At 43.8% G+C, this 21,932-nt stretch carries 21 protein-coding genes; all 21 read left to right on the forward strand.

Features of this window, described 5'->3' with window-relative positions; all coding sequences use genetic code 11:
- The first annotated feature begins 10 nt into the window (after positions 1-10).
- The 21 genes from DN730_RS11230 (at position 11) to DN730_RS11330 (ending at position 21,927) form a co-directional block, all read left to right on the forward strand.
- Complete coding sequence (locus DN730_RS11230; RefSeq protein WP_115468230.1) at positions 11-1,693, forward strand: flagellar hook protein FlgE; 1,683 nt, start codon at positions 11-13, stop codon at positions 1,691-1,693.
- 137 nt (positions 1,694-1,830) lie between these two features.
- The gene (flgF, locus tag DN730_RS11235; protein ID WP_115468231.1) at positions 1,831-2,571 is read left to right on the forward strand and encodes a flagellar basal-body rod protein FlgF; all 741 of its coding nucleotides are present in this window, start codon (positions 1,831-1,833) and stop codon (positions 2,569-2,571) included.
- Positions 2,572-2,609: 38 nt separating this feature from the next.
- On the forward strand, positions 2,610-3,395 hold the full coding sequence (gene flgG, locus DN730_RS11240) for a flagellar basal-body rod protein FlgG (protein ID WP_115468232.1): 786 nt from the start codon (positions 2,610-2,612) through the stop codon (positions 3,393-3,395).
- 17 nt (positions 3,396-3,412) lie between these two features.
- Positions 3,413-4,072, forward strand: a complete 660-nt coding sequence (gene flgH / locus DN730_RS11245; RefSeq protein ID WP_115468233.1) for a flagellar basal body L-ring protein FlgH — start codon at positions 3,413-3,415, stop codon at positions 4,070-4,072.
- A 12-nt stretch (positions 4,073-4,084) separates the two neighbouring features.
- Positions 4,085-5,170 carry a flagellar basal body P-ring protein FlgI gene (locus DN730_RS11250; RefSeq protein WP_115468234.1) on the forward strand — a complete coding sequence of 362 codons (1,086 nt, stop codon included), beginning with the start codon at positions 4,085-4,087 and terminating at the stop codon, positions 5,168-5,170.
- A gap of 11 nt (positions 5,171-5,181) precedes the next feature.
- Positions 5,182-6,159 (forward strand): flagellar assembly peptidoglycan hydrolase FlgJ, encoded by a 978-nt coding sequence (gene flgJ / locus DN730_RS11255; protein WP_115468235.1) that lies wholly within the window; start codon positions 5,182-5,184, stop codon positions 6,157-6,159.
- 135 nt (positions 6,160-6,294) lie between these two features.
- Positions 6,295-8,286, forward strand: a complete 1,992-nt coding sequence (gene flgK, locus DN730_RS11260) for a flagellar hook-associated protein FlgK (protein WP_115468236.1) — start codon at positions 6,295-6,297, stop codon at positions 8,284-8,286.
- Positions 8,287-8,292: 6 nt separating this feature from the next.
- On the forward strand, positions 8,293-9,510 hold the full coding sequence (gene flgL, locus DN730_RS11265) for a flagellar hook-associated protein FlgL (RefSeq protein WP_115468237.1): 1,218 nt from the start codon (positions 8,293-8,295) through the stop codon (positions 9,508-9,510).
- Positions 9,511-9,531: 21 nt separating this feature from the next.
- Positions 9,532-11,058 carry an HD-GYP domain-containing protein gene (locus DN730_RS11270; protein WP_115468238.1) on the forward strand — a complete coding sequence of 509 codons (1,527 nt, stop codon included), beginning with the start codon at positions 9,532-9,534 and terminating at the stop codon, positions 11,056-11,058.
- A gap of 205 nt (positions 11,059-11,263) precedes the next feature.
- Complete coding sequence (locus DN730_RS11275; protein ID WP_115468239.1) at positions 11,264-12,148, forward strand: flagellin N-terminal helical domain-containing protein; 885 nt, start codon at positions 11,264-11,266, stop codon at positions 12,146-12,148.
- A 512-nt stretch (positions 12,149-12,660) separates the two neighbouring features.
- Positions 12,661-13,542 carry a flagellin N-terminal helical domain-containing protein gene (locus DN730_RS11280; RefSeq protein WP_115468240.1) on the forward strand — a complete coding sequence of 294 codons (882 nt, stop codon included), beginning with the start codon at positions 12,661-12,663 and terminating at the stop codon, positions 13,540-13,542.
- A gap of 66 nt (positions 13,543-13,608) precedes the next feature.
- Complete coding sequence (locus DN730_RS11285) at positions 13,609-14,046, forward strand: flagellar protein FlaG (protein ID WP_115468241.1); 438 nt, start codon at positions 13,609-13,611, stop codon at positions 14,044-14,046.
- A 30-nt stretch (positions 14,047-14,076) separates the two neighbouring features.
- Positions 14,077-15,468, forward strand: a complete 1,392-nt coding sequence (gene fliD / locus DN730_RS11290) for a flagellar filament capping protein FliD (RefSeq protein WP_115468242.1) — start codon at positions 14,077-14,079, stop codon at positions 15,466-15,468.
- 14 nt (positions 15,469-15,482) lie between these two features.
- Positions 15,483-15,917, forward strand: a complete 435-nt coding sequence (gene fliS, locus DN730_RS11295) for a flagellar export chaperone FliS (RefSeq protein WP_115468243.1) — start codon at positions 15,483-15,485, stop codon at positions 15,915-15,917.
- Entirely contained in the window at positions 15,917-16,225 is a 309-nt protein-coding gene (locus DN730_RS11300) for a hypothetical protein (protein WP_115468244.1), read from the forward strand. Before fliS ends, DN730_RS11300 begins: the two co-directional genes overlap by 1 nt.
- Complete coding sequence (locus DN730_RS11305) at positions 16,215-18,323, forward strand: 6-hydroxymethylpterin diphosphokinase MptE-like protein (RefSeq protein ID WP_115468245.1); 2,109 nt, start codon at positions 16,215-16,217, stop codon at positions 18,321-18,323. Before DN730_RS11300 ends, DN730_RS11305 begins: the two co-directional genes overlap by 11 nt.
- Positions 18,324-18,327: 4 nt before the next feature.
- Entirely contained in the window at positions 18,328-19,344 is a 1,017-nt protein-coding gene (gene pseI / locus DN730_RS11310) for a pseudaminic acid synthase (protein ID WP_245957946.1), read from the forward strand.
- Positions 19,326-20,321, forward strand: coding sequence for a UDP-2,4-diacetamido-2,4,6-trideoxy-beta-L-altropyranose hydrolase (gene pseG / locus DN730_RS11315; protein ID WP_115468247.1), 996 nt, complete (start codon positions 19,326-19,328; stop codon positions 20,319-20,321). The genes pseI and pseG overlap by 19 nt, the downstream gene beginning before the upstream one ends.
- Positions 20,322-20,342: 21 nt before the next feature.
- The gene (locus DN730_RS11320) at positions 20,343-20,867 is read left to right on the forward strand and encodes a GNAT family N-acetyltransferase (protein ID WP_158541206.1); all 525 of its coding nucleotides are present in this window, start codon (positions 20,343-20,345) and stop codon (positions 20,865-20,867) included.
- 39 nt (positions 20,868-20,906) lie between these two features.
- Complete coding sequence (locus DN730_RS11325) at positions 20,907-21,146, forward strand: acyl carrier protein (RefSeq protein ID WP_115468249.1); 240 nt, start codon at positions 20,907-20,909, stop codon at positions 21,144-21,146.
- Positions 21,147-21,168: 22 nt separating this feature from the next.
- A complete protein-coding gene (locus DN730_RS11330; protein ID WP_115468250.1) occupies positions 21,169-21,927 on the forward strand; it encodes an SDR family NAD(P)-dependent oxidoreductase in 759 nt (252 codons plus the stop codon).
- Positions 21,928-21,932 lie beyond the last annotated feature (5 nt).

Raw genomic sequence — 21,932 nt, forward strand, 5'->3', positions numbered from 1 at the left:
AGGAATTCTCATGGGTTTTAATACGGCACTTTCTGGTATCAAAGCGTCTGCTGATTTCCTCAGTACGACAGGTAACAACATTGCTAACTCTGATACAACAGGGTTTAAAAAATCTCGCATTGAGTTTGGTGACTTGTACAACACAAGTGTCATTGGTGCGGGCAGCAGCAACACCATTGGTAGCGGTGTGAGTGTGAACAACATCGCTCAAGAGTTCTCATCAGGTAACATTGCCTACACCGACAATAACTTGGATTTGGCAATTGATGGGACAGGCTTCTTTGTTTTGGATGTAGGTGGTACACAAGCCTATACACGTGCAGGGGATTTTAAGATTGATGAAGAGGGCTACTTAGTTACTAATGATGGTGGCTATGTTCAAGGTTATAATGCTTCTAATGGCGTAATCGGTGGCTTCCTAGATGATTTAATCGTACCGACAGACCGTATTGCTCCTGAAGCAACCAGTGCATTGACCATTGAAACGAACTTAGACTCTGAGGCGGAAGACATCCCTCCTTACATTGCGTCTTCTTTTGATCCTTCTGATCCGGATACGTACACCTACACGCAAACAGCTAATGATACGAGTGTTCCACCTCAAGTTGTAACCTTGTACTACGCTAAAGCTGAAGCGCCGAATACTTATCAGGTGTATGCAACCGTTGATGGTGAACAGCTAGACGGTACGGGTACGCCATATTTAGGTGATACTTTTGTCACATTTGATGATGCGGAAGGTACGTTCACAGCATCTGCAGCGGGTGGTGGTACAGCACAACCGTTTGCTCCAATATACTCTGGTGCAACCGAACCGACGAACGCGGCTAACTTAAGTGCTCCGGCTGCAGTCGCTGCGATTACTGTTGCATCAGGTGTCCCTGTGACGTTTGACTTTAACGGTGCCGCACCAGACATCGCGACGCCAGACAACTATGCAAGACGCGCATTTGATCCAGCAGATCCAGAAACGTACACCTATGGTAATACTAATACCGTTTATGATGCGTTAGGTGAATCTCATACGATCGGTTATTACTTCATCAAACAAGGTGAAGACAATACATGGGAAGTCAAAGTAACGGTTGATGGCGAAACAACGAATGCCAGTGGTAACCCATTCCTAGATGAAGATACGGTAGTGACCTTTGACTCAGAAGGTAATATCTCAGGTACCTATGTAGGTTATGCTCCTTATGCGGTTGCGAACCCAACACCACTAAGTATTACTGGCTGGGATCCAACTGATGCGTTTGCGGAGCTTTCAATTGATTTGGGGGCTTCTACTCAATATGCATTGACCAGCTCTGATACATATAGCCAAAACGGTTATGCAGCAGGTGAGTTGCAAGGTGTGAGCTTTGACGATAATGGTTTCTTGATCGCGAGTTACACGAACCAACAGACTGCTGTCCTAGGTCAAATTGCATTGGCTGCTTTTGATAATGTGGATGGATTGACGCCAGCAGGTAACACGTCTTGGGTGGCAAGCTCTGACTCCGGAGCGGCAAATGTCGGCAAACCTAACACTGGGACCTTTGGCAGTATTCAAGGTGGCGCACTGGAAGAGTCTAACGTAGACATTACAGAGGAGCTGGTAGCCTTGATTGAGGCGCAGCGTAATTATCAAGCTAACTCTAAGACCTTAGAGACCGAAAACACTGTGACACAGACGATTATCAACCTTCGTTAACGTCTGATTAAGCCGTTATCTACACAGAAAAGCCCAGCAATTAGCTGGGCTTTTTTTGTTTATATCAGTCTCTATGAGTTGGCATGGTATTTGTTAATAGATATGGATAGCAAACGATTATGATGAATAGGTGAGGTATGGATAGAGCTTTGTATTTGGCGATGACGGGTGGTACTCAAGTCATGAGTGCTCAGGCTATTCACGCCAACAATCTAGCAAACGTCTCTACGACTGGCTTCCGCGCAGATTTTGAGCAAGCTCGGTCGATGCAAATCAATGGTGACTATTACCCATCGCGCGTCTTTGCGATGACAGAAAACCCAGGGACTCGTTTTGATCAGGGGGCATTGCAGCAAACTGGCCGTGATATGGATATCGCAATTCAAGATAAAGGTTTCATCGCAGCTCTAGATAGCACGGGCCAAGAAGTTTACACCCGAGCTGGGGATCTTCAGTTGACCGTGGCTGGACAGTTGATCACCGGAACAGGGTTACCTGTTGTAGGGATTGAAGGCCCGATTTTCTTACCCCCAGTGGATTCGCTTGAAATCAGCGAAGACGGCACGATTTCGATTATCCCTCAAGGCGGGGATGGGACGCAGGTGACCGCCTTGAATCGCATCAAGTTGGTATCGGCTGATCCTGAAGAACTAACAAAAAGTGAAGATGGCTTGATCCGTTCGAAGAATGGTCAGCCATTGGAGCAAGACAATACCATTCAAGTGTTGTCAGGTTTTATAGAAGGTAGCAACGTCAACGCGGTGGAAGAAATGACCAAAATTATGGAGCTTGCTCGCCGTTTTGAAATGAACATTAAAATTATGGACACCGTGCGAAATAACGAGACGGCGTCAGCCAAGATTTTAGGTCGTAATTAGTATTACGTTTAACGACACGCTTTTGTAAGGGGAAAGGTATGCATTCTGCACTATGGGTCGCAAAAACCGGTTTGTCTGCTATGGACAAGCAGTTATCAGTGATTTCGAACAACTTAGCGAACGTTTCCACCACTGCTTTTAAGAAAGACCGTTCAGTTTTTGAGAACTTGATGTACCAAACATTGCGAGCTCCAGGAGGCTTGTCTGCACAAAACACGGAGCTCCCATCAGGTTTACAAATTGGCTCAGGGGTACGTGTCACTGGAACCCAAAAGAACTTTTCTGAAGGGGATTACAACGTCACGGACCGTCAGCTAGATGTTGCCGTTCAGGGGGCTGGCTTTTTCCAGATTTTACAACCTGATGGTTCACTTGCTTATACCCGTGATGGTTCTTTTCAGTTGAATAGTAATGGTGAGGTCGTTGACTCCAGTGGCATGCTGTTGCAGCCAACGATCACCATTGATCCTGATGTCGTTGAAATTACCATTGGTGAAGATGGTGTTGTGTCAGTGTTACGAGCGGGTGAAACGGACACTGAAGAAGTCGGTGCCATTAACACCGCAAACTTTATTAACCCTGCGGGTTTAAATTTCCTAGGTAGTAACCTTTATAAAGAAACAACAGCTAGCGGCGCGCCTATTGTAGGAGTTCCTGGAGAAGATGGCTTAGGGTCAATTAGCCAGGGGATGCTGGAGTCGTCGAATGTGAACTCCATTGAAGAGTTGGTGAATATGATTACGACTCAGCGCGCCTATGAAATGAATTCTAAAGTAATCTCAACCGCTGATGGTATGTTGAGCTTCGTTAACCAGCAGTTATAAACAAGGGTAATTAAACGATGCGTAACCTACTTGTTTTGCTTCCTATTTTGTTAGTCGGGTGTGCAGCGGTTGAGCAAACGCCTGTGGCAGATGAACCTTTTTATGCGCCCGTGATCCAGCCAACAATGCAGTATGCGCAGGTAACGGATGGCGGTATCTATCAGACGGGAATGGGGGATGTCTTCTTTGGTGATAAAAAAGCAAGACAAGTGGGAGACGTGTTGACAGTGACGCTTTCTGAGAGCACGAGTTCCACAAAATCCAATGCCGCAAACGTAAGTAAGTCATCGTCGTCCACGATACAGAACCCTACTATTCTAGGTGTTCCGATTGGTCTGGATACAGAACTACCAGGTATGAATAGCGATTTTGCTGGCAGTGCTGATGCGAACCAAAGTAATAGCCTTACAGGTAGTATTACGGTCACCGTTTACGAGGTATATCCTAATGGCTTATTGGCAGTGCGTGGCGAAAAGTGGATCACGCTGAATCGCGGACAAGAATACATCCGTTTGTCTGGCTTGGTGCGTGAAGAAGATATAAGCTCTGACAATACAGTCCAATCAACGCGTTTGGCCGATGCTCGTATTGCATACTCTGGCACAGGTGAGCTGGCTGCTGGCAGTGAGCAGGGTTGGTTGACGCGTATCGTGAATTCGAGCTGGTTACCCTTTTAGAGTGAGTTGAACATGAAATCATTGCTGATCATTACCGTTTTACTTGGATTGGTGTCAAACGCTGCGGCTGAGCGTTTAAAAGACATCGCGAGTGTTGCTGGTGTTCGTGACAACCAATTGTTTGGCTACGGATTGGTGATTGGCCTCAATGGTACGGGTGATGATACGGATTTCACTAACCAAAGTTTCATCAGTATGCTCAATCAATTTGGTATCACTTTGCCGGATGGCGCGAATACGGATTCTGATAATGTTGCTGCTGTTTCACTAACGGCAACATTGCCACCTTTTGCGAAGCCCGGACAAGCGATTGATGTCACCATCTCTTCATTAGGGAATGCGAGTAGTTTGCGTGGTGGTACCTTGTTGCTATCGGCGCTAAAGGGGGCAGATGGCCAAGTCTACGCTATTGCTCAAGGTAACCTAGTTGTAGGCGGTTTGGGCGTTAATGGTAATGATGGCTCTCGTCAAAGTATTGCTATTCCCACCGTTGGCCGTATTCCAAATGGCGCGACGGTTGAAAAAGCTGTCGCAAACAGTTTCAACCGTGGTGATACGTTAACGTTTAATTTAAATCGCCCAGATTTCACGACATCGAAACAAGTCGCAGAAAAAATTAATAGTTTGCTAGGCCCTGGGGTGGCTCAATCTTTAGACGCCACGTCCATACGTGTGACCGCTCCGCGTGATCCATCGCAGCGTGTTACCTTCTTATCGGTTCTAGAAAATTTAGAAGTTCAACTTGGTCAAGAGCGTGCGAAAATTATCGTTAATTCGCGTACCGGTACGATTATTATTGGGCAAAACGTGACCGTCTCTCCTGCCGCTGTAACGCATGGGAGTCTCACAGTGACGATCATGGCAAACCCCGAAATTGGTCAGCCTGATTTGCCAAACGGACAACCTGCATTGGCACCTCGCCAAGAGGTGCAGACTGATGAAGACAGTGGTCACATGTTTGTATTTAATCCTGGCGCTTCGTTGAATGACATTGTGCGCGCTGTGAATCAAGTGGGTGCTGCACCTGGGGATGTGATGGCTATTTTAGAAGGCTTAAAACAAGCTGGTGCGTTGAATGCGGATGTGGTAGTAATTTAGGTGGCTGGATTATGAATCGTGTCGATAACAGTGCTTTTTTCGCAGATTTTAACTCGTTAGCAAATTTAAAAACTCAAGCCCAAAAAGATCCTGATGCGGCCTTGGAAAAAGTCGCACAAGAATTTGAGGCGATCTTCATTAATATGCTGTTTAAAAATATGCGCAGTGCCAATGAGACGATTGGCGGCGGCTTATTTGATAGCTCGCAAACCAAACAATATACCGAGATGATGGACTCACAGCTGGCACAGTCGCTAGCTGGGTCAGGCGGTATTGGGCTAGCGAATGCTCTGGTACGGCAGTTTCAAGGCCAAGGTGTGGGTGCATCACAATCTGACGATAAAGGTAGTGAATCTGACTTTTTGGCAAAACTGTCGACGCTTGATGCTCAGCAAGTTCAGGCTGTGGCCAAACGAGCGGCCCAAGAGCTTGCAAGTGTTTCCTTGAATACATCTTCGGCAGATGATTTGGTCGCGTCTGTAGCAGCCCCCGATAAAACGGTGTCTGCGAAAGATATAGCGTTTTCCGATCCTGATAGTTTTGTTGCGTCGCTATGGCCACATGCTCAAAAAGTAGGAGAAAAGCTTGGAGTAGATCCTAAAGCCATCCTAGCTCAAGCTGCTCTTGAAACGGGTTGGGGGAAATACCCAATGGCAAGACATGATGGCACACCAAGCTACAATTTATTTGGCATTAAAGCAGATCATCGATGGTCTGGAGATAAAGCAGTTGTCTCAACTTTAGAGTTTCGTGCTGGGATACCTAAGCAAGAAAAAGCCGCATTTCGTGCATATGAATCATTTGAGCAGAGCTTTGATGATTACGCTAATTTTTTACTGTCAGGTGATCGGTATAAAAATGCCTTGCGTGTAGGCGGTGATGCGGCAAGTTTTGCCGCTTCCTTACAACAAAGCGGCTACGCAACGGATCCCAAGTACGCCGAAAAAATATCGAATATCCTTTCTAGTCCTTGGTTTAAATCTCTTTAAATGCAATAGCTTAGCGACTTTCGCCGAAGATCGTTAGGAGATCTTCTTTACCTCCTATGAATTGGTAAAGTTATTGCATCCTCTGTCGATATAGAAGATAGGCTTCTGTTTTTTCGTTTTTATGAGGTTAGTGGAATGAGTTCCAATCTTTATTCAATTGGGTTATCTGGTCTGCAGTCCAGCACTGCTCGTATCTCAACGACAGGCCAAAACACCGCTAACGTCGATACGGAAGGGTACAGTCGTCAGAAAACCTCTACGGTCAGTATTGAAGGCGGCGGTGTACGCATCCAAGATACCGGTCGAGTTGTCAATCAGTATATGAACCAACAGGTATGGTCTGATTCTTCTGATTATCACTATTACGATAGCTATCGTTCTATGATGTCTAGCTTTGATTCAATATTTGGCGAAGACAGTGTCTCATTGACGAGCTATATCGGTGATGCCTTCAGTGAGTTGCAAACTGCTAACAGTGATCCTACCGACAGCTCTGCTAGAGCCAACGCTTATTCAAATTTTCGAGAAATGGTGGCGCAGTATAACGAGCTTGCGAGCTATGTGCGTGACCAAGATTCACTCGCGAAAGACAATGTTGTTAAGAGTGTATCGACAGCTAACAACATCACTTCTCAAATCGCAGAACTGAACGCGCAAATATTTAAGTTTGAGTCTGCTACCGGTGGTACCGCCAATGAACTGCGAGACAATCAAGAGCAGCTGGTAAAAGAGTTGTCATCACATCTCGATGTGAAAGTGAGGTATGACGATAACAATCTGATGACAGTTAATCTAGCTTCTGGGCAGCCTCTTGTACTGCAAGACCGCAATAATGCGTTGCAGCTAACGACGAATTCAGATGATCCTGACAAAGCGTTAGCCGTTAAGCTTAATTTTGGTAAGTATTCTGTTGGAGTTCCCTCTGATGACTTAGGTGGCTCCATTGGCGGTCTCGTTGCTTTCCGTAACGAGTTTATTCCCAGTGCAGAGCGCATGTTGGGACAGCAAGCATTGGTGCTAGCTGACACTATGAATGAGCAAAACAAGCTAGGTTTGGATGCAAACGGCGAGTACGGCAATAATCTTTTTTCAGTAGGGCAAATAGACGTTGCCGCGAGCGGAGATAATCGTCGTACCTCTGATTCCGTGGACGTTAAGTTGACCTCAGGGGCTGCAGATGAGATCACCACCGATACCTATGAATTGGTGATGACTTCTAATACTGCGTTCAAAATTGTTACATACGATCAATCTGGGAGGATCTCAGATGAATCGGATGTTGTAGATACAGCAACCGCTACACCTAACGCTAACGGGTACTTTGAGGTGGATGGTCTCGGTATTGAGATTCAGCTCACGGGTGCAAATTACACCACGGGTGATAAATTTCAATTTGCGCCAACCAAAAATGCAGCTGCTACCTTGTCGCTTTCGGCGCGTTCTGGTGATGATTTCGCTTTGTCAGCGCCTATCGAAGTCTCAAGTGCCGATAGTAACCTGTCAGATGTGTCCATCTCGATCTCTTCTGTTTCAAACACAGATTCAAGTGACTCTGCATTCACTCAAACTGGGGGCTTGTACCCATCGGCGCCACAAGAGCTGTTTTTTACCGCGAGTGACACGGTGGAAATTCGAGATGCGAATGGAAATGTATTGGATACCCTGACAAATATCACGGATTACTCCAACTTACTGGGGCAGTCAACGGTATTAAGTACCGCTCCTAATACTCCACCAGGCTATGATGTTAGTTTAAATGGTACGCCGAGGGCCGGAGATTCGTTTTCTATAGCTTTCAATGCAAGTGGTGAATCGGACAACTATAATGGCCTTAAGTTGGCCAGCCTTCAAAATCAGGCGTCTGTCGGTGGAGAGCGAACTTACAGTGAGGCGTTTACGGCTTTGGTAACAGAAATCGGTAGTGTTAGTGCCTCCTTAGCGACGAATGCCACATCCAGTGAAGTTGTGATGAATAAGTCGGTTGCGGCCCGAGATGAAGTATCGGCGGTTAGTTTAGACGAAGAGGCGGTAAATTTACTGCGTTTTCAACAATCGTATAGTGCATCGGCGCAAATATTGACCGCAGCACAGAGCACTTTCGCAACCCTAATCAGTGCATTGAGGTAAGCCATTATGCGTGTAACCAGTAATCTAATTTACAATCAATCCATGCACTCGATGTCGAATGCTAATGAGCGCTATTTAAAGGCTCAGGAACGCATTGCGGAGCAGTCTGACATAGTGCGACCCAGTGATGATCCAAATGGTGCTGGTCAAGTAATGCGGCTGAGAGCGGACACCAAGCTGTTGGAGCAATACGATGATAATATGACCTTGGCGCGTAATGCTTTGGATTATGAAGAAGTGGCTCTAAGCAGTTTGAACGATATCCTTGATGATGTTAACCGTTTGATGATTCAGTCTAAAAATGGCGCTAATGATCAGGTTGATATTGAGGCTATCGCGGGTGAAATAGAAAGCTTGGTGTTTGCCGCTGCTGACCTAATGAACTCTAAAGATTCAAATGGGCAGTATATTTTTGCAGGGACAAACTCTTCTAATCCTGCATTTGAAAAAGATGCTTCGGGTCAGTATGTCTATGCAGGCAATGAGGCACAAAGAATGTCTCAGGTGTCTGAGAACGTTTCTATTGCGACGACTGATTCCGGTAAAGATATATTCCAAAGCGTAAAAACTCGAAATACCTTTACTGCTAGTGTGTCGGCAGGGGCAGCGACATTGTCGCAAACTGTGAGTGATCAAGATGCTTATGACACCTTTGTAAATGATCGATTCAATGCGGTTGACCCGACTGAGAATGTTTTTACGCTGACGACAGTGGCTGGTGCCCCCGACCAATTTTCGTTTACCGATAGTAGTGGCGCTGTAATCGCAACAGGTGATTATACGTCAGGTAGTCCGATCACCGTTGCTGGCATGGAGTTTACTTTGACGGGCGCAGCCGGTAGCACGGTAGATGTCACATTAGATACTCCGACACGAGATAATGTACTCAATCAGGTGATGTCTGCTGTTTCTGCATTGCGTGATACCTCGCTGACGTCTCAGGAGCGAGATGATGCGATGAGAGATGCGTTTACTAGTGTTTCTAATACGCAAACAAGTGTTGGTACAGCCATTTCATCCGTGGGCGCGCGTATTGATACGATAAATAGTCGTACTGATTTTAGTATTTCGAAGCAGAATTTTAACGCAGTAGCGCAGGAAAACATTGCGGGGCTGGATATCTTTAAAGCAACAACCCAGCTAGAGCTGACCGAGTCTGCATTATCTGCTTCGCAGTTGCTCTTTCAGAGAATCAGCTCACTATCCTTGTTCAATTCTCTTTAAGACATTAGGTAAGGCGTTTTAATGGCGAAGTTTGATATTACAAAGTTGTTTGGTATCGATGTTAACTTTGCTTTTTTTAATGTTATTGAGCTTATCGATGCGTTAGGAGTCAAGTCAGAGATATTAAATAGTAAACGTGTCTCTGGATTGATTAAACAACATGGCATCAAACACCATATTGTCACCATTGCTATCCGCCAGGTGGTACTTGGCGAGCTAAAGCCTATATTGAACGGTAAGTTCTTGCCGTTTGATCCATATTTCCAAGACGGTGAGTTGCACACAAGTGACCGAGAACGTCTTTACGAAACAGAAGAAAAGCTGTTGCTAATCTGTTGGTCTTTAGCGTTAGGTAAGTCTATAAAAAGCTTGAAACGCTTAAAGAGTGATTTTAATACTCGGGAGTGGCGTAGCATGTACGCCGCTGGGAAAAGCCTTTATCAGCTGTTTCGTCAAATGCTCAACGACACGACCCGTGAATACGTATTAGATTACAAACAAGGTAATGTAGATTCCGATGGTCGTGTTACTCGTGATGAGCGGGATGGACTTGAGGCTTCTGATCGAACTGATGGTGCGGCTGTGATTCCCCGAGTGCCGCGCTCAGTCTCGGTGGCAGCAACGCCGTTTAGTAAGGAGCTGCAAACCTCAATTAACTTAATGTCTCAAGGTGTTAAACTGGTAACGCAAGAAATTGAGCGGTTACAACAGGGGCAGCCGCTTCGGTTAGAAGAACTGCTTGAATACTGTCGAAAACTGATTGCTTCCCACCAGCGAAATCCATATGCCTTACTGGTACTGCGTCATGTTCGTTCAGGGACCGATTACCTAGCGGAACACACTGTATCTTGCGCAGTCTTGGCTTGCCATCTCGCAAAGGTATTGGAATTGGGCGAGCGATACATAGAATTTATTACACTTGGAGCGCTTGTGTTCGATTTCGGGCGCTTCAAGATCCCAACGCCCATGCAGAATAAGCAAGGGAAGCTCACCGAAGCAGAGTTTGCGTTGATGCGTAAACATATTCATTTGGGGGAGAATTTGCTTAAGCAAAGCCCCGCCGTCCCGAAAGTGGTGTATCAGATGCTGTGGGATCACCATGAGCGCATCGACGGAGCCGGCTACCCAAATGGCAAACAAGATGATGAAATAAGCGTCTATGGAAAAATTGGTGCGATTGTCGATGCGTACGATTCCATGACATCAGCACAAGCATTTAAAGCACCTATCACTCCAGCCGGGGCGTTGCGTAAAATGCAAAAAGAATCAGGATTGGCTTTCGACAAAGAGTTATTTCGCTTGTTTTCCTTCAGTCTTGGGCCTGTTCCCGTTGGTTCCTGCGTTGAGTTAAGCAATGGGCGCTTGGCGTTTGTGTTAACCCTTAATAAATCGCTTCGACCTGCTTTGGTTAGGCAGGTGTATAGTCTGTCCACAAAAACCTTCATTGCTGCGGCTGATTTGCCCCTTGGTCAAAGCCAAGATGTCTCCATCGTACAGGTTGTACTCCCGTCAGATTATGATTTGAGCTTCGTTGATCATATTGGTTAGATTTCGTTAAAGTTTTTCCCTCCCTGACCGAAAAATTCTATATCGACATACTGATGTGTCTCATGTGAATAAAGTTTAAATTTCTTAAAAAAAATATTAAAGCTTTCCTCAACTGAGACGATAAATAAAGTATGAAAGATGCAGCCAAATAATCAATTAAATCAAAAGGTTGCTTTGAGAATTCAATGTTCTAGGAGAAACTATCATGGCTTTATATGTAAACACTAATACCTCATCTTTAAACGCTCAAAACAACTTGATGAAGTCTGGTAACACGCTAGACACAGCTTACCAACGTCTATCATCTGGTTTGCGTATTAACTCTGCTGCAGACGATGCGGCTGGCCTTCAAATTTCCAACCGTTTAACGTCACAGGTTAACGGCTTGAACCAAGCGGTTCGTAACGCTAACGATGGCATCTCTCTAGCCCAGACTGCGGAAGGTGCGTTGGACGAAACGACGAACATGCTTCAGCGTATGCGTACTCTAGCGATTCAATCTGCAAACGGCTCAAACACTGATGAAGATCGTGTTGCTTTGCAGCAAGAAATGGCACAGTTGGCAACTGAGATTAACCGTGTTGCTTCCACTACAACGTTTGGTGGTCAGAACTTGCTGGATGGAACTTATACTGGTCAGTTTCAAGTTGGAGCAGATGCCAATCAAACAATTAGTTTCTCACTGGCTGCAGGTGGTGCAGCAGGTTCTATTGATTTTGCGGGCAACGGTGGTTTGACTATGTCTGGTTTATCCGATCAGGCTACTGCTCAAGTGAGTAAAGATACGGCTTCTATTTCTACAGCCGTAAATGCGCAAAGTATGATTGCGATTCTCGATACCATGATTGCCGCAGTAGACTCTAAACGAGCTGAACTCGGTGCCGTTCAAAACCGATTCAGCTCAACAATAAGTAACCTAAGCAATATTTCAGAAAATGTATCGGCCGCACGTTCACGTATTCGTGATACAGACTTTGCTCAAGAAACGGCGGCATTGACAAGTGCGCAGATTCTTCAACAAGCAAGTTCAACTCTTTTGGCTCAGGCGAACCAGCGTCCTCAAACAGCATTGTCTCTTTTAGGGGGCTAACATAAAAAAGAGCGGCTGATCAGGCCGCTCATCACGAAGCAAATTTCGAATGCCGGAGGCAAGAGGTTTGGCGAAAGCATTCGAATCCATTCTCGCTTCTTTCTCCTAGAAGTGATTTATAGGCCAAGTGTTAGCGCACTTGGCTTTTTTTATGAAGACTTGGCAGGTCTTCACTATGTTAACCTTGCAATGCTCGTGCCAGAAATAATATCGCGATAGCAATCTAATAAACTGTAATCCTAACAACAGGATGACGATTTATAGCGCTAATAAGCTGTTGTTTTTTATTTTTTTAAAAATAAAAAAATCATACATAACAAGGTATTGCCTCCTAATGCGGATTAAAATTGCCGATAGCGGAAAAAAAAATCAAAAAAAGCCTAAAGCTTCTCGTTGACCGGCCGTTATCTGTTACAAGAGGTTTATAGTGTGTATGCGATTTGGCGATCACGGCACACATATTAGAGGTTCTGCTTGGCAGCAGGCCAGAAAGGCGAAACTAGGAGGCTATTATGGCTTTATATGTAAATACTAATACTTCATCTCTGAATGCTCAGAACAACTTGATGAAAACAGGTAATACGCTTGATACTGCGTACCAACGTTTGTCTTCAGGTATGCGCATCAACAGCGCAGCAGATGATGCGGCAGGTCTGCAAATTTCAAACCGCTTGACTTCTCAGGTGAATGGTTTGAATCAAGCAGTTCGAAATGCGAACGATGGTATCTCTTTGGCGCAAACAGCGGAAGGCGCTATGGATGAAACTACTAATATGCTTCAACGTATGCGTACGTTAGCACTGCAATCTGCGAACGGGTCTAACACAGATAAAGACCGTATCGCATTGCAGCAAGAAGTGGCTGCCTTGTCTGAAGAGATCAACCGTGTCGCATCAGATACTACATTTGGTGGACAAAACCTATTGGATGGTACCTACACAGGTACGTTCCAAGTGGGTGCAGATGCTAACCAAACAATTAGTTTCTCATTAGGAACTGGTGGTGCAGCTAACTCTATAGATTTTGCTGGAAACGGCGGGATGACAGTGTCTGGACTGTCTGATCAAGCTACGACACAAGTTTCAAAAGACTCTATCTCTGTTTCAACAGCAGCGAATGCACAAAGTATGGTTGCGATCTTGGATACAATGATTGCAGCGGTTGACTCTAAGCGTGCTGAGTTAGGTGCGGTGCAAAACCGTTTCAGTTCAACGATTAGTAACTTGAGCAACATCTCTGAAAACGTATCGGCAGCTCGTTCACGTATTCGTGACACTGACTTTGCTCAAGAAACTGCCGCTTTGACAAGCGCTCAGATTTTGCAGCAAGCAAGCTCATCGATTCTAGCTCAGGCTAACCAACGTCCTCAAACTGCGCTATCATTATTAGGTTAAGTTTAATAGAGTGATGTCTGGAAAGCTGGGGTATCACTCCAGCTTTTTTTATTTGGGAGAATATCTATGTCTATTCCTTCTGATTTATCTAAGGTTTCATTTGGGAACTTTCCGAGTAACCAATCGGCTCAAATACTTGATCAAGAATTCACCGTGTCCCTGCAAAAAGAAGCTAAAGTTGTTAATGAAACAGCCGACACAAATACTAGCTCAGACGCAAAAAATTTTGGCAATGGATTTGCTAGCAGTGAGTCCAATAAGGCATTTGTTGATACGCAAGACGTTGAAGAGATAAATGTCAAAATGCGACAGCTAAGTGTTGGTTTATCTTTTGAAAAAACCGAAGACGGTGAAAATAATGTAGTCAAGGTGATTGATCAAGAGACAGGCGATTTAGTTCGACAGATTCCTACTGAAGAGTTTTTAGAAATATCTAAACGACTCGATGGTATTTTTGGGGAGTTAAATGACCTAAAGGGTAATTTAGTAAACAGTCAAGTATGAGTCAGCTGTATAAGCTGTAAGAGAGGTGTTATGTCAGTCACATCATTAGGGGTCGGTTCTGGCCTAGATTTAGAGTCACTCGTAAAAAACATGGTTAGTGTCCAGCGGGATACAAGAGTGGCCGCATACAATGATAAAGTCGAAGACTTTCAGGCTGAAGTATCTGCTTACGGCACCATCAAATCCGCTTTAGAGTCTTTTGAAGACGCTGTTGAAAAGCTAAGTGATGAATCTCTTTTTACTGGGCGTACAGCAACCACTACTCAACCTGAATCAGGCGATATCGTTTCAGTAACATCGGACAGTAGCTCTTCAAATGGTTCTTATAATATCTCTGTTTCGCAACTTGCACAGGGGTCACGTAGTGTTTCTGCAGCAGGCTTATTTTCTACACCTGACGACGTTGTTACCGCTGTAGGTGGTGACATGACATTTACGGCTGGCAGCGAAACATTTACGATTAACGTGGCTGCTGATACAACCCTTTCCGAATTACGTGAGCAAATCAACGATGCGTCTGATAACTTTGGCGTGTCTGCTAACCTTGTAGACGACGGCAATGGAAATGTCTATTTAACCCTGAACTCAGATGTAACGGGTACAGGTAATGATTTAGTTGTGAGTAATACTGATGCTTCTCTAGATAATGTGTCGTCTGTTGCAACAGGGGGCGGGGCTGCAGGTCTAAGCATTGCTGCGGGCTCCGAGGCGCTTGACGCAATCATTGAAGTAGATGGCATTACCATTAACAGCACCAGTAATACATTTGAAGGAGCTGTCTCAGGTTTGACGATTAAAGCACTGGCTGACTCTCAAGACGATGGTACAGGTAATCCAGAAACGGCAAAGACAACAGTAGACTTCGACACCGATACAGTAAAAGAAACCTTAGAGAGTTTTATTGAATCTTATAATTCGTTGCTTAAAAAGTTTGATTCTTATACCGCGACAGGCGCGGTATTGAATGGCAGCAGCCTTATTCGCGGATTAGAGTCATCTTTAAACTCTGATTTGATGACAACGTTTTCTAACTCTGGTGCTTTGAGTACTATATTTGATCTTGGCATAGAGATGGATGACAACAGTTTTCTGTCCCTAGACGCCACAAAATTCGATGAAGCAATGGATGAGAGCTACGACGATGTGGCGACGTTGTTCTCTGCTGAGAATGGTTTAGCTAGTATTATGGAAGACTATTTGAGTAATTTTACTGGCTCAGGTGGCTTGTTGAAAGACCTGAGTACTTCTTCTCAAGATTCTGTTGATAAAACCAAAGACCAGCTAGAAAATTATGAATATCGAATGGATCTTTATGAGCAACAGCTGCGTGATAAATTCACCACATTAGATAGCGTTCTAGCGAGTATGTCGTCAAATGGTAATTACTTAATCACACAGCTAAGTAATTTAAATAATAGCTAGGTATAGAGGTGTTTATGTACGGTAATAAAGCTATTAATGCATATAAAAAAGGGTCCTTAAAAGCTGATCTTGCTGGAGCAGACCCTCATCGAGTAATACAACTTTTAATGCAAGGCGCTTTGGAAAGACTGTCGTTAAGTAAAGGTTTTATCGAACGTCGTGATTTGGAGGCAAAGTCAACAACACTGACTCGTGTTGTTGAAATTATCAATGCATTAAGAGACTCCCTAGATCGTGATGCTAATCCTGATTTGGTCGATAACTTGGATGCTTTATATGATTATATGATTGGATTAATTCATGAAGCGAGTCTGAAAATGAACACAGATAAAATAGACGAAGTGATTCGTTTGATGCTCGAGATAAAAGGTGCATGGGATCAAATTGGTGAAGCCGCTAAGCAAGAGGCTTATGCCATGCAAGCAGAGCAGCGACTTGGCACAGCGTGATGTCAGAATCATCGCTTCTTGTGGAGTTGATTTTACTAGAAACTCAGCTCAAAGACTTATCTTCGGCGCAAAATTTTGAAGAGCTGCTAAGTATACTGAATTCAAAGCATGATTTTATTCATGGCCTAGATGTTTCCGATATGAACGATGATGAAAAAAAAGCGTTCATATCATTTTCCCAAACTCATTATGATGTGATGCTCTCTATTCAAGCTATTCGAGAGGAAACACTTCAAGATCTAAAGAAAAGAAACTTTGGGAAAAAGAAGATAAAGCAATATAAAGGTGTTAGAAATAGTGCTAGATAAAATATCCGAGACTTTAGAAACAGGTACTAATTTTTTGGAGTTTTATAAGCTCGGGGTATCGCGTCTAAAAAAAAATGATCTAGAATTCTCAGAGCGTTACATTGCCAATATGTCGCATTTTGAAAAAGTCATGCCTCATATATATGAGAATTTCAAAAATTATATACCTAATAATAAGTATGTCTATCTAGAAGAAAGTGGCGATCTTAACCTGATTGATAAACAAGCAGGTTGTTCAATATTCAACTCAAACCCAAAAGAGCTTGCTCGTAGGCGGGTTTCAAGTTTTCTAAAAAAGCCAAAGATTAGTAGTTTAACCATAGCTAGAAATCAAGTTCACTTTTCAAAGCATGTTCACTACTGTAATAAAATGAGTGAGATTCTGCACTCGGAACAGGAAAAAAATCAAGAGTTGTTAGAAGCGCCTGATTATGTTCCAGCTATGTTAATGTTTGGGCTGGAGTTAGGTTATCAGCTAGAAGTCATTTTGGACTCAATTACGGTAAAACATCTTTATATATACGAAAGAAATCCTGATTTTTTCTATTATTCTTTATTCTCAATTGATTGGATCTCCATCTTTGACAAGTTTAATGGAGATGGTCATACCTTAAATTTTTTAATTGGCGTTGAACCAGAAAATCTTTTAGATAAGTACCTTATTCAGCTTGAGGAAAATGGATATTTTTGGGCACCTAAAACGTATCTATATACAGCTCATAGAAGTGAACTCAATTTAAAAGCCATGAATGAGTTTGCTGAAACCTTCCCTAGGCAAGCTATGGGTTGGGGTTTTTTTGATGATGCACTAATGGGGATTGCGCAAGGACTTGTTCCTCAAACTAATCGAAGAGTTGCTGCTATTCCTGTAGAGAATAGAAAAGACTTACCTAGATGGATTCAAGATACACCTGTATTCATTGTTGGTAATGGCCCGTCGCTGGATAATGCAATTGATCTGATAAAAGAGTACCGAGAAAGCATTATAGTTATTTGTTGTGGCTCAACGATTAATACGCTAAATAGAGTAGGGATTAAACCAGACTTTCAGGTCGATGTTGAGCGTATGAAGCAAACGGTGGATAAATTTGAGTTTTTAAACTCAGATTATTTAAAAGATATTATTGGATTGACCGTTGATGTGATGCATCCGAGCTTTTATCAATACTTCGATAAGGTCGTGATGGGAGGGAAACCAGGTGAAGCCATTGCAACCTTGATCGGAACCGAAGTGGCAAATGTTGGTTACCATTATGCAAATATGAATAACTCTGGACCATTTGTTGCCAACTTAGCATTATCTTATTGTTCTTTGTTTGGTTTTAATAACCTCTACTTCATAGGTGTAGATAATGGCTATAAAGATAGTGGATCTCATCATTCCAAACATAGTGGCTATTACAAAGATGGTAAAGAAACAGGCTTTCAATCATTTAAAAATAGGCGTGGGTTATTAAAGCTGGCAGGTAATTTTGGAGACATAATATACTCTACTAATGAGATGAACCTTTCTAGAATACAGCTAGGAAGCCTTCTTAAAAATCTAAATAAACGTAAAAATTTTAGCTGCTTTAATCTTTCAGATGGGGCCAAAATTGAAGGTTCTAAAGCTCTTGATATTGACGATGTGATCATACTTGACGAAAAAATAGATCGTGATGTTTTGAAGAAAACTCTCTTCGATATTCGGACGATAGCTGAGCCTGACAACATTCGCTCCAAAACAGCAAATGAATCTCTGCATATGTCGGATTGTCTAAAAGTCATAAAATCGCTTTACACGTCTTGGGAGTTTCAATATAAATCGAGAGAAGAAGTGTGTCAGATGCTATGGCGTTGTCACCGCTCTATTTATTTCCTAAAAGCCACTCAACATCGTTATATCTATGATTTGATGAAAGGGTCCTTTACGTATGCCGCGTATTACATGCTTTCTGCACTATACAGTATCGAGGATGAAGTTAGCTCGGTAAATGCAGCAGAAACTATTTTTTCTGTGTGGCAAGAGTTTTTAGATGAAATGCCATCCATGCTTGAGCGAGCGGCAGACACGATAGACGAAGGCAACGAACATTTAAAAAATTATTATAATGGTTAATGTAATGCTTAATAGCCCTTTTATCATTGCCGAACTATCTGGCAATCACGACCAGGATTTTGATACAGCCAAGGCTATGATTAAGGCGGCTGCGGAAGCTGGCGTGGATGCGATAAAGCTGCAAACCTATACCGCAGATACCATGACACTTAATGTGCGTAACGAAGAGTTCATCATTGGTGAGGCGGATAGCCTGTGGCAAGGACAAAACCTATATGATTTGTACGGCAAAGCCTGCACACCATGGGAATGGCATAAACCGCTATTTGAATACGCTCAATCACTCGGTCTGACAGCCTTCAGTTCACCTTTTGATGCGAGTGCGGTTGAATTTCTGCAAAGTCTTAATGCGCCCCTTTATAAATTGGCTTCGTTTGAGTTGACGGATATTCCACTGATTCAGAAGATTGCTGAGACTGGTAAGCCGACTATAATGTCGACAGGTATGGCAACACTTAAAGAGATTGAGGAAGCTGTTTCTGCTTTTCGGCATATCAGTAATGCTGAATTAGTGTTACTGAAATGTACCAGTACCTATCCTGCCGATATGGCTGACTCCAACTTAGCTACGATTCCTGATCTAGCCGAGCGCTTTGATTGTCGAGTAGGGTTGTCCGATCATACTCGTGGTATTGGGGCCTCTGTCGCTTCGATTGCGTTTGGGGCGACAGTTATTGAAAAACACTTTGTTTTGGATCGCTCTGCTGGTGGCGTGGATGCTGAGTTTTCTATGGAACCTGCTGAAATGGCTGCGTTAGTTGAAAGTTGCCATCAGGCTTTTGCGGCGATTGGCACAGTGAAATACGGCGGTTCTGAAACAGAGCAGAAAGCTAAGAAGTACCGACGATCGATTTATATTGTGCAAGATTTGCCTGTAGGGACTTCGATTCGGCCGGAGCATATCAAAATCATTCGTCCTTCATTAGGTTTGGCGCCAAAGCATTGGAATGAAGTCATTGGTCGCACTTTAAATGCTGATGTTCAGTTGGGGCAGCCCTTATCATGGGATCTACTCGACTAAACGTGGTCATTCGTGCCGATGCCTCTATACAGATTGGTATGGGGCATCGCGTACGCAGTGAAGTGCTTGCTGAGGCCTTTTCTGAGCATGGTGCCGATGTCTGCTTTGTCGTGCATGACTCATGTGCAGATTTCGCCAAAGTGGGTGATGTTCTTTTTGAGCAGGAATTAGAATGGCATGAGTTGGCCCAACGAGCCGATGTCCTCGTTCTAGACCATTATGGCTACGATTTATCCGCCATCAATCAGCTATTTAGACTAAATCCTAATCTTTTAGTGCTAGACGATAATAACAATCGTGGTAATTTTAACTGTCGTTGGTTACTAAATCCCCTCTCTTTGCGATACTCAAATACGGTTCTGTTTCCTCTTGTCGGTCCGGAATTTGCGTTGCTTCGCCCTCAGTTTAATGAACGAAAAACGAGTGATCGAGGAGTGCGAAATAAGCTTTTGCTGACCTTTGGTGGAACTGATTCACTTGATTTAACTTTATCGTTTATTAAGTCGTTGTTTGAAAAAGGTTTTCCTTCGGAATCGCTGCTGATTATGGTAGGCTCAGGCGTACAAAATGCTAAAGAAATACAGGATTACTGCCGACAGCATCATTTTGAATGCCATAAAGGGGTAAGCCAAGTATCAGAGTTGATGGAACAGAGTCGTTTTGCGATCTCTGCTGCGGGCGGCACTTTATTCGAGTTGGCTTGTATGGGGGTGCCAACGCATTTTATTCAAGTGGCAGAGAACCAAAAAAATGCACTTGATGAACATGCTTTAATAGGTTGGTGTTCAGCGACAAACTTTGTTGATCGGTCACCAAATGAACGACTGGTGCTGATCGACCAAGTGGTAGATGATGTGATAAGAACTTGGCAAAGTGACTTAACAGAACGAGTTCAGATCGCAGAGCGCTGTATTGATGGACAAGGCGCGCAACGTGTGGCTGAAGCCGTGTTAGCGTCACGTCTAATAAAGAAGTAAAGCCTCCCTGGAGCAATGAAAGTGATTTTTAAACGCTACCAAGTTGAGTTTCGAACCGTCGAGCAAGACGATATCGAGCAATTGCGTCAGTGGCGCAATAGTGATGACATTCGCTTGATGATGGTTGATCAGAGCGAAATCTCTGTCGAGCAACAGAAGGAATGGTTTGAGCATTTACATACACAAATCAATCGCTATCACTTTGCCTTATGGTTTCGTGATCAATTGATCGGATATGCTAATGCGTCTTTAGATGAGCCTTACAGTGCAAGCACTGGGTTATATATCGGCCATGAAAAATATCGTGGCAGTATGCTCGCGATTTGTGTCGGAGTAGGCTTGAGTGAATGGTGTTTTGAGCTGTTGTCGATTTCGAATATTAAGGCACAAGTTGCTCCTCATAACCAAGCGGCATTGCGCTTCAATGAAAGCTTGGGCTACCGAGTGGTCGAGCAAAATGATAACTGGGTATTTCTAAGTAAAACGAAAAACGAGTTCGAGCAAGCAAGAAAGGGGTTATTGCCTACGTTGTCTCGTTTTGTTTGAAACAGGTTGAAACAGTTTGAATACTAGGCATAGACAAATATGACAAACAATGAGCGCTTAGTCGCAACCTTTGTAACAAGCTTAAATATTGAGGCGAACCAAGTGGTAGACGAATTGGAATACAATACTATCTCTCAATGGGATTCCGTCGCGCACATGGTTTTGGTGGCGGCGTTAGAAAAAGAGTTCGATGTCATGCTGGATATGGATGAGATCATCGAAATGAGTTCAGTAAAAATTGCTAAGGAAATTTTGGCAAAGCACGATGTTGTATTTTAAAGACGGATGCGCAAAGTAATTTATGAGCCAAACGAACCAGACACAGCAAAACCGTAAAGCGGTACTTATCACTGGGGCCACCAGTGGAATTGGTCTGGCCTTGGCACAAACGCTCGCAGCACAGGATTACTTGGTTATAGTAAACAGTCGTAGTGAGGCGAGCTGCAAAGCTGTAGCGGAGTCGATTGGCGGTGTCGCGTTACCCTTTGATGTGACCGACGAAATGGCCTTAAAAATGGCATTTAAAACGCTGAACAGTTACCTACGTGACCATCACCTGAATCTGTACGGATTGGCCCATTGTGCTGGCTCTATGATTACTCAACCGTTTCATTTCACTAATGCCTCAGTGATCCAGCAGATGCTGAACGAGCATGTCACTGGGGCTTTCTTGCTAAGTCAATGGTCTTCAAAATTGATGATGCGAGAGCAGCAGGGGGCGATTACTTTAATGTCCTCAGTGGTCGCCCAGCAGGGCAGTATTGGACAGGTGGCCTATTCGTCCGCAAAAGCTGCGATTGAAGGAATGATCAAGTCTCTCTCGAAAGAGTTAGGTCAGTATGGTATTCGCGTGAATGCCGTTGCACCGGGTGTGATCGATACGCCATTGCTTACTGAGCTGAGTGATGAGAAACGTAACGAGATTGCACAATCGACGGTACTAAAACGCCTAGGTCAGCCAGAAGATATTGCTAAGGTATTGGCTTTTTTGCTGAGCGATCAAGCGGGTTTTATGACAGGTCAGACTCTCGCAGTAAATGGCGGCTTGCAGTTGCCCTAAGGACT

It is taken from the genome of Marinomonas piezotolerans (genome assembly GCF_003362755.1).
GTDB classification, from domain to species: domain Bacteria; phylum Pseudomonadota; class Gammaproteobacteria; order Pseudomonadales; family Marinomonadaceae; genus Marinomonas; species Marinomonas piezotolerans.

Coding starts and splice junctions, on each gene's coding strand:
- DN730_RS11230 (WP_115468230.1), top strand. CDS start 11: ATGGGTTTTAATACGGCACTTTCTGGTATCAAAGCGTCTGCTGATTTC.
- flgF (WP_115468231.1), top strand. CDS start 1,831: ATGGATAGAGCTTTGTATTTGGCGATGACGGGTGGTACTCAAGTCATG.
- flgG (WP_115468232.1), top strand. CDS start 2,610: ATGCATTCTGCACTATGGGTCGCAAAAACCGGTTTGTCTGCTATGGAC.
- flgH (WP_115468233.1), top strand. CDS start 3,413: ATGCGTAACCTACTTGTTTTGCTTCCTATTTTGTTAGTCGGGTGTGCA.
- DN730_RS11250 (WP_115468234.1), top strand. CDS start 4,085: ATGAAATCATTGCTGATCATTACCGTTTTACTTGGATTGGTGTCAAAC.
- flgJ (WP_115468235.1), top strand. CDS start 5,182: ATGAATCGTGTCGATAACAGTGCTTTTTTCGCAGATTTTAACTCGTTA.
- flgK (WP_115468236.1), top strand. CDS start 6,295: ATGAGTTCCAATCTTTATTCAATTGGGTTATCTGGTCTGCAGTCCAGC.
- flgL (WP_115468237.1), top strand. CDS start 8,293: ATGCGTGTAACCAGTAATCTAATTTACAATCAATCCATGCACTCGATG.
- DN730_RS11270 (WP_115468238.1), top strand. CDS start 9,532: ATGGCGAAGTTTGATATTACAAAGTTGTTTGGTATCGATGTTAACTTT.
- DN730_RS11275 (WP_115468239.1), top strand. CDS start 11,264: ATGGCTTTATATGTAAACACTAATACCTCATCTTTAAACGCTCAAAAC.
- DN730_RS11280 (WP_115468240.1), top strand. CDS start 12,661: ATGGCTTTATATGTAAATACTAATACTTCATCTCTGAATGCTCAGAAC.
- DN730_RS11285 (WP_115468241.1), top strand. CDS start 13,609: ATGTCTATTCCTTCTGATTTATCTAAGGTTTCATTTGGGAACTTTCCG.
- fliD (WP_115468242.1), top strand. CDS start 14,077: ATGTCAGTCACATCATTAGGGGTCGGTTCTGGCCTAGATTTAGAGTCA.
- fliS (WP_115468243.1), top strand. CDS start 15,483: ATGTACGGTAATAAAGCTATTAATGCATATAAAAAAGGGTCCTTAAAA.
- DN730_RS11300 (WP_115468244.1), top strand. CDS start 15,917: ATGTCAGAATCATCGCTTCTTGTGGAGTTGATTTTACTAGAAACTCAG.
- pseI (WP_245957946.1), top strand. CDS start 18,328: ATGCTTAATAGCCCTTTTATCATTGCCGAACTATCTGGCAATCACGAC.
- pseG (WP_115468247.1), top strand. CDS start 19,326: ATGGGATCTACTCGACTAAACGTGGTCATTCGTGCCGATGCCTCTATA.
- DN730_RS11325 (WP_115468249.1), top strand. CDS start 20,907: ATGACAAACAATGAGCGCTTAGTCGCAACCTTTGTAACAAGCTTAAAT.
- DN730_RS11330 (WP_115468250.1), top strand. CDS start 21,169: ATGAGCCAAACGAACCAGACACAGCAAAACCGTAAAGCGGTACTTATC.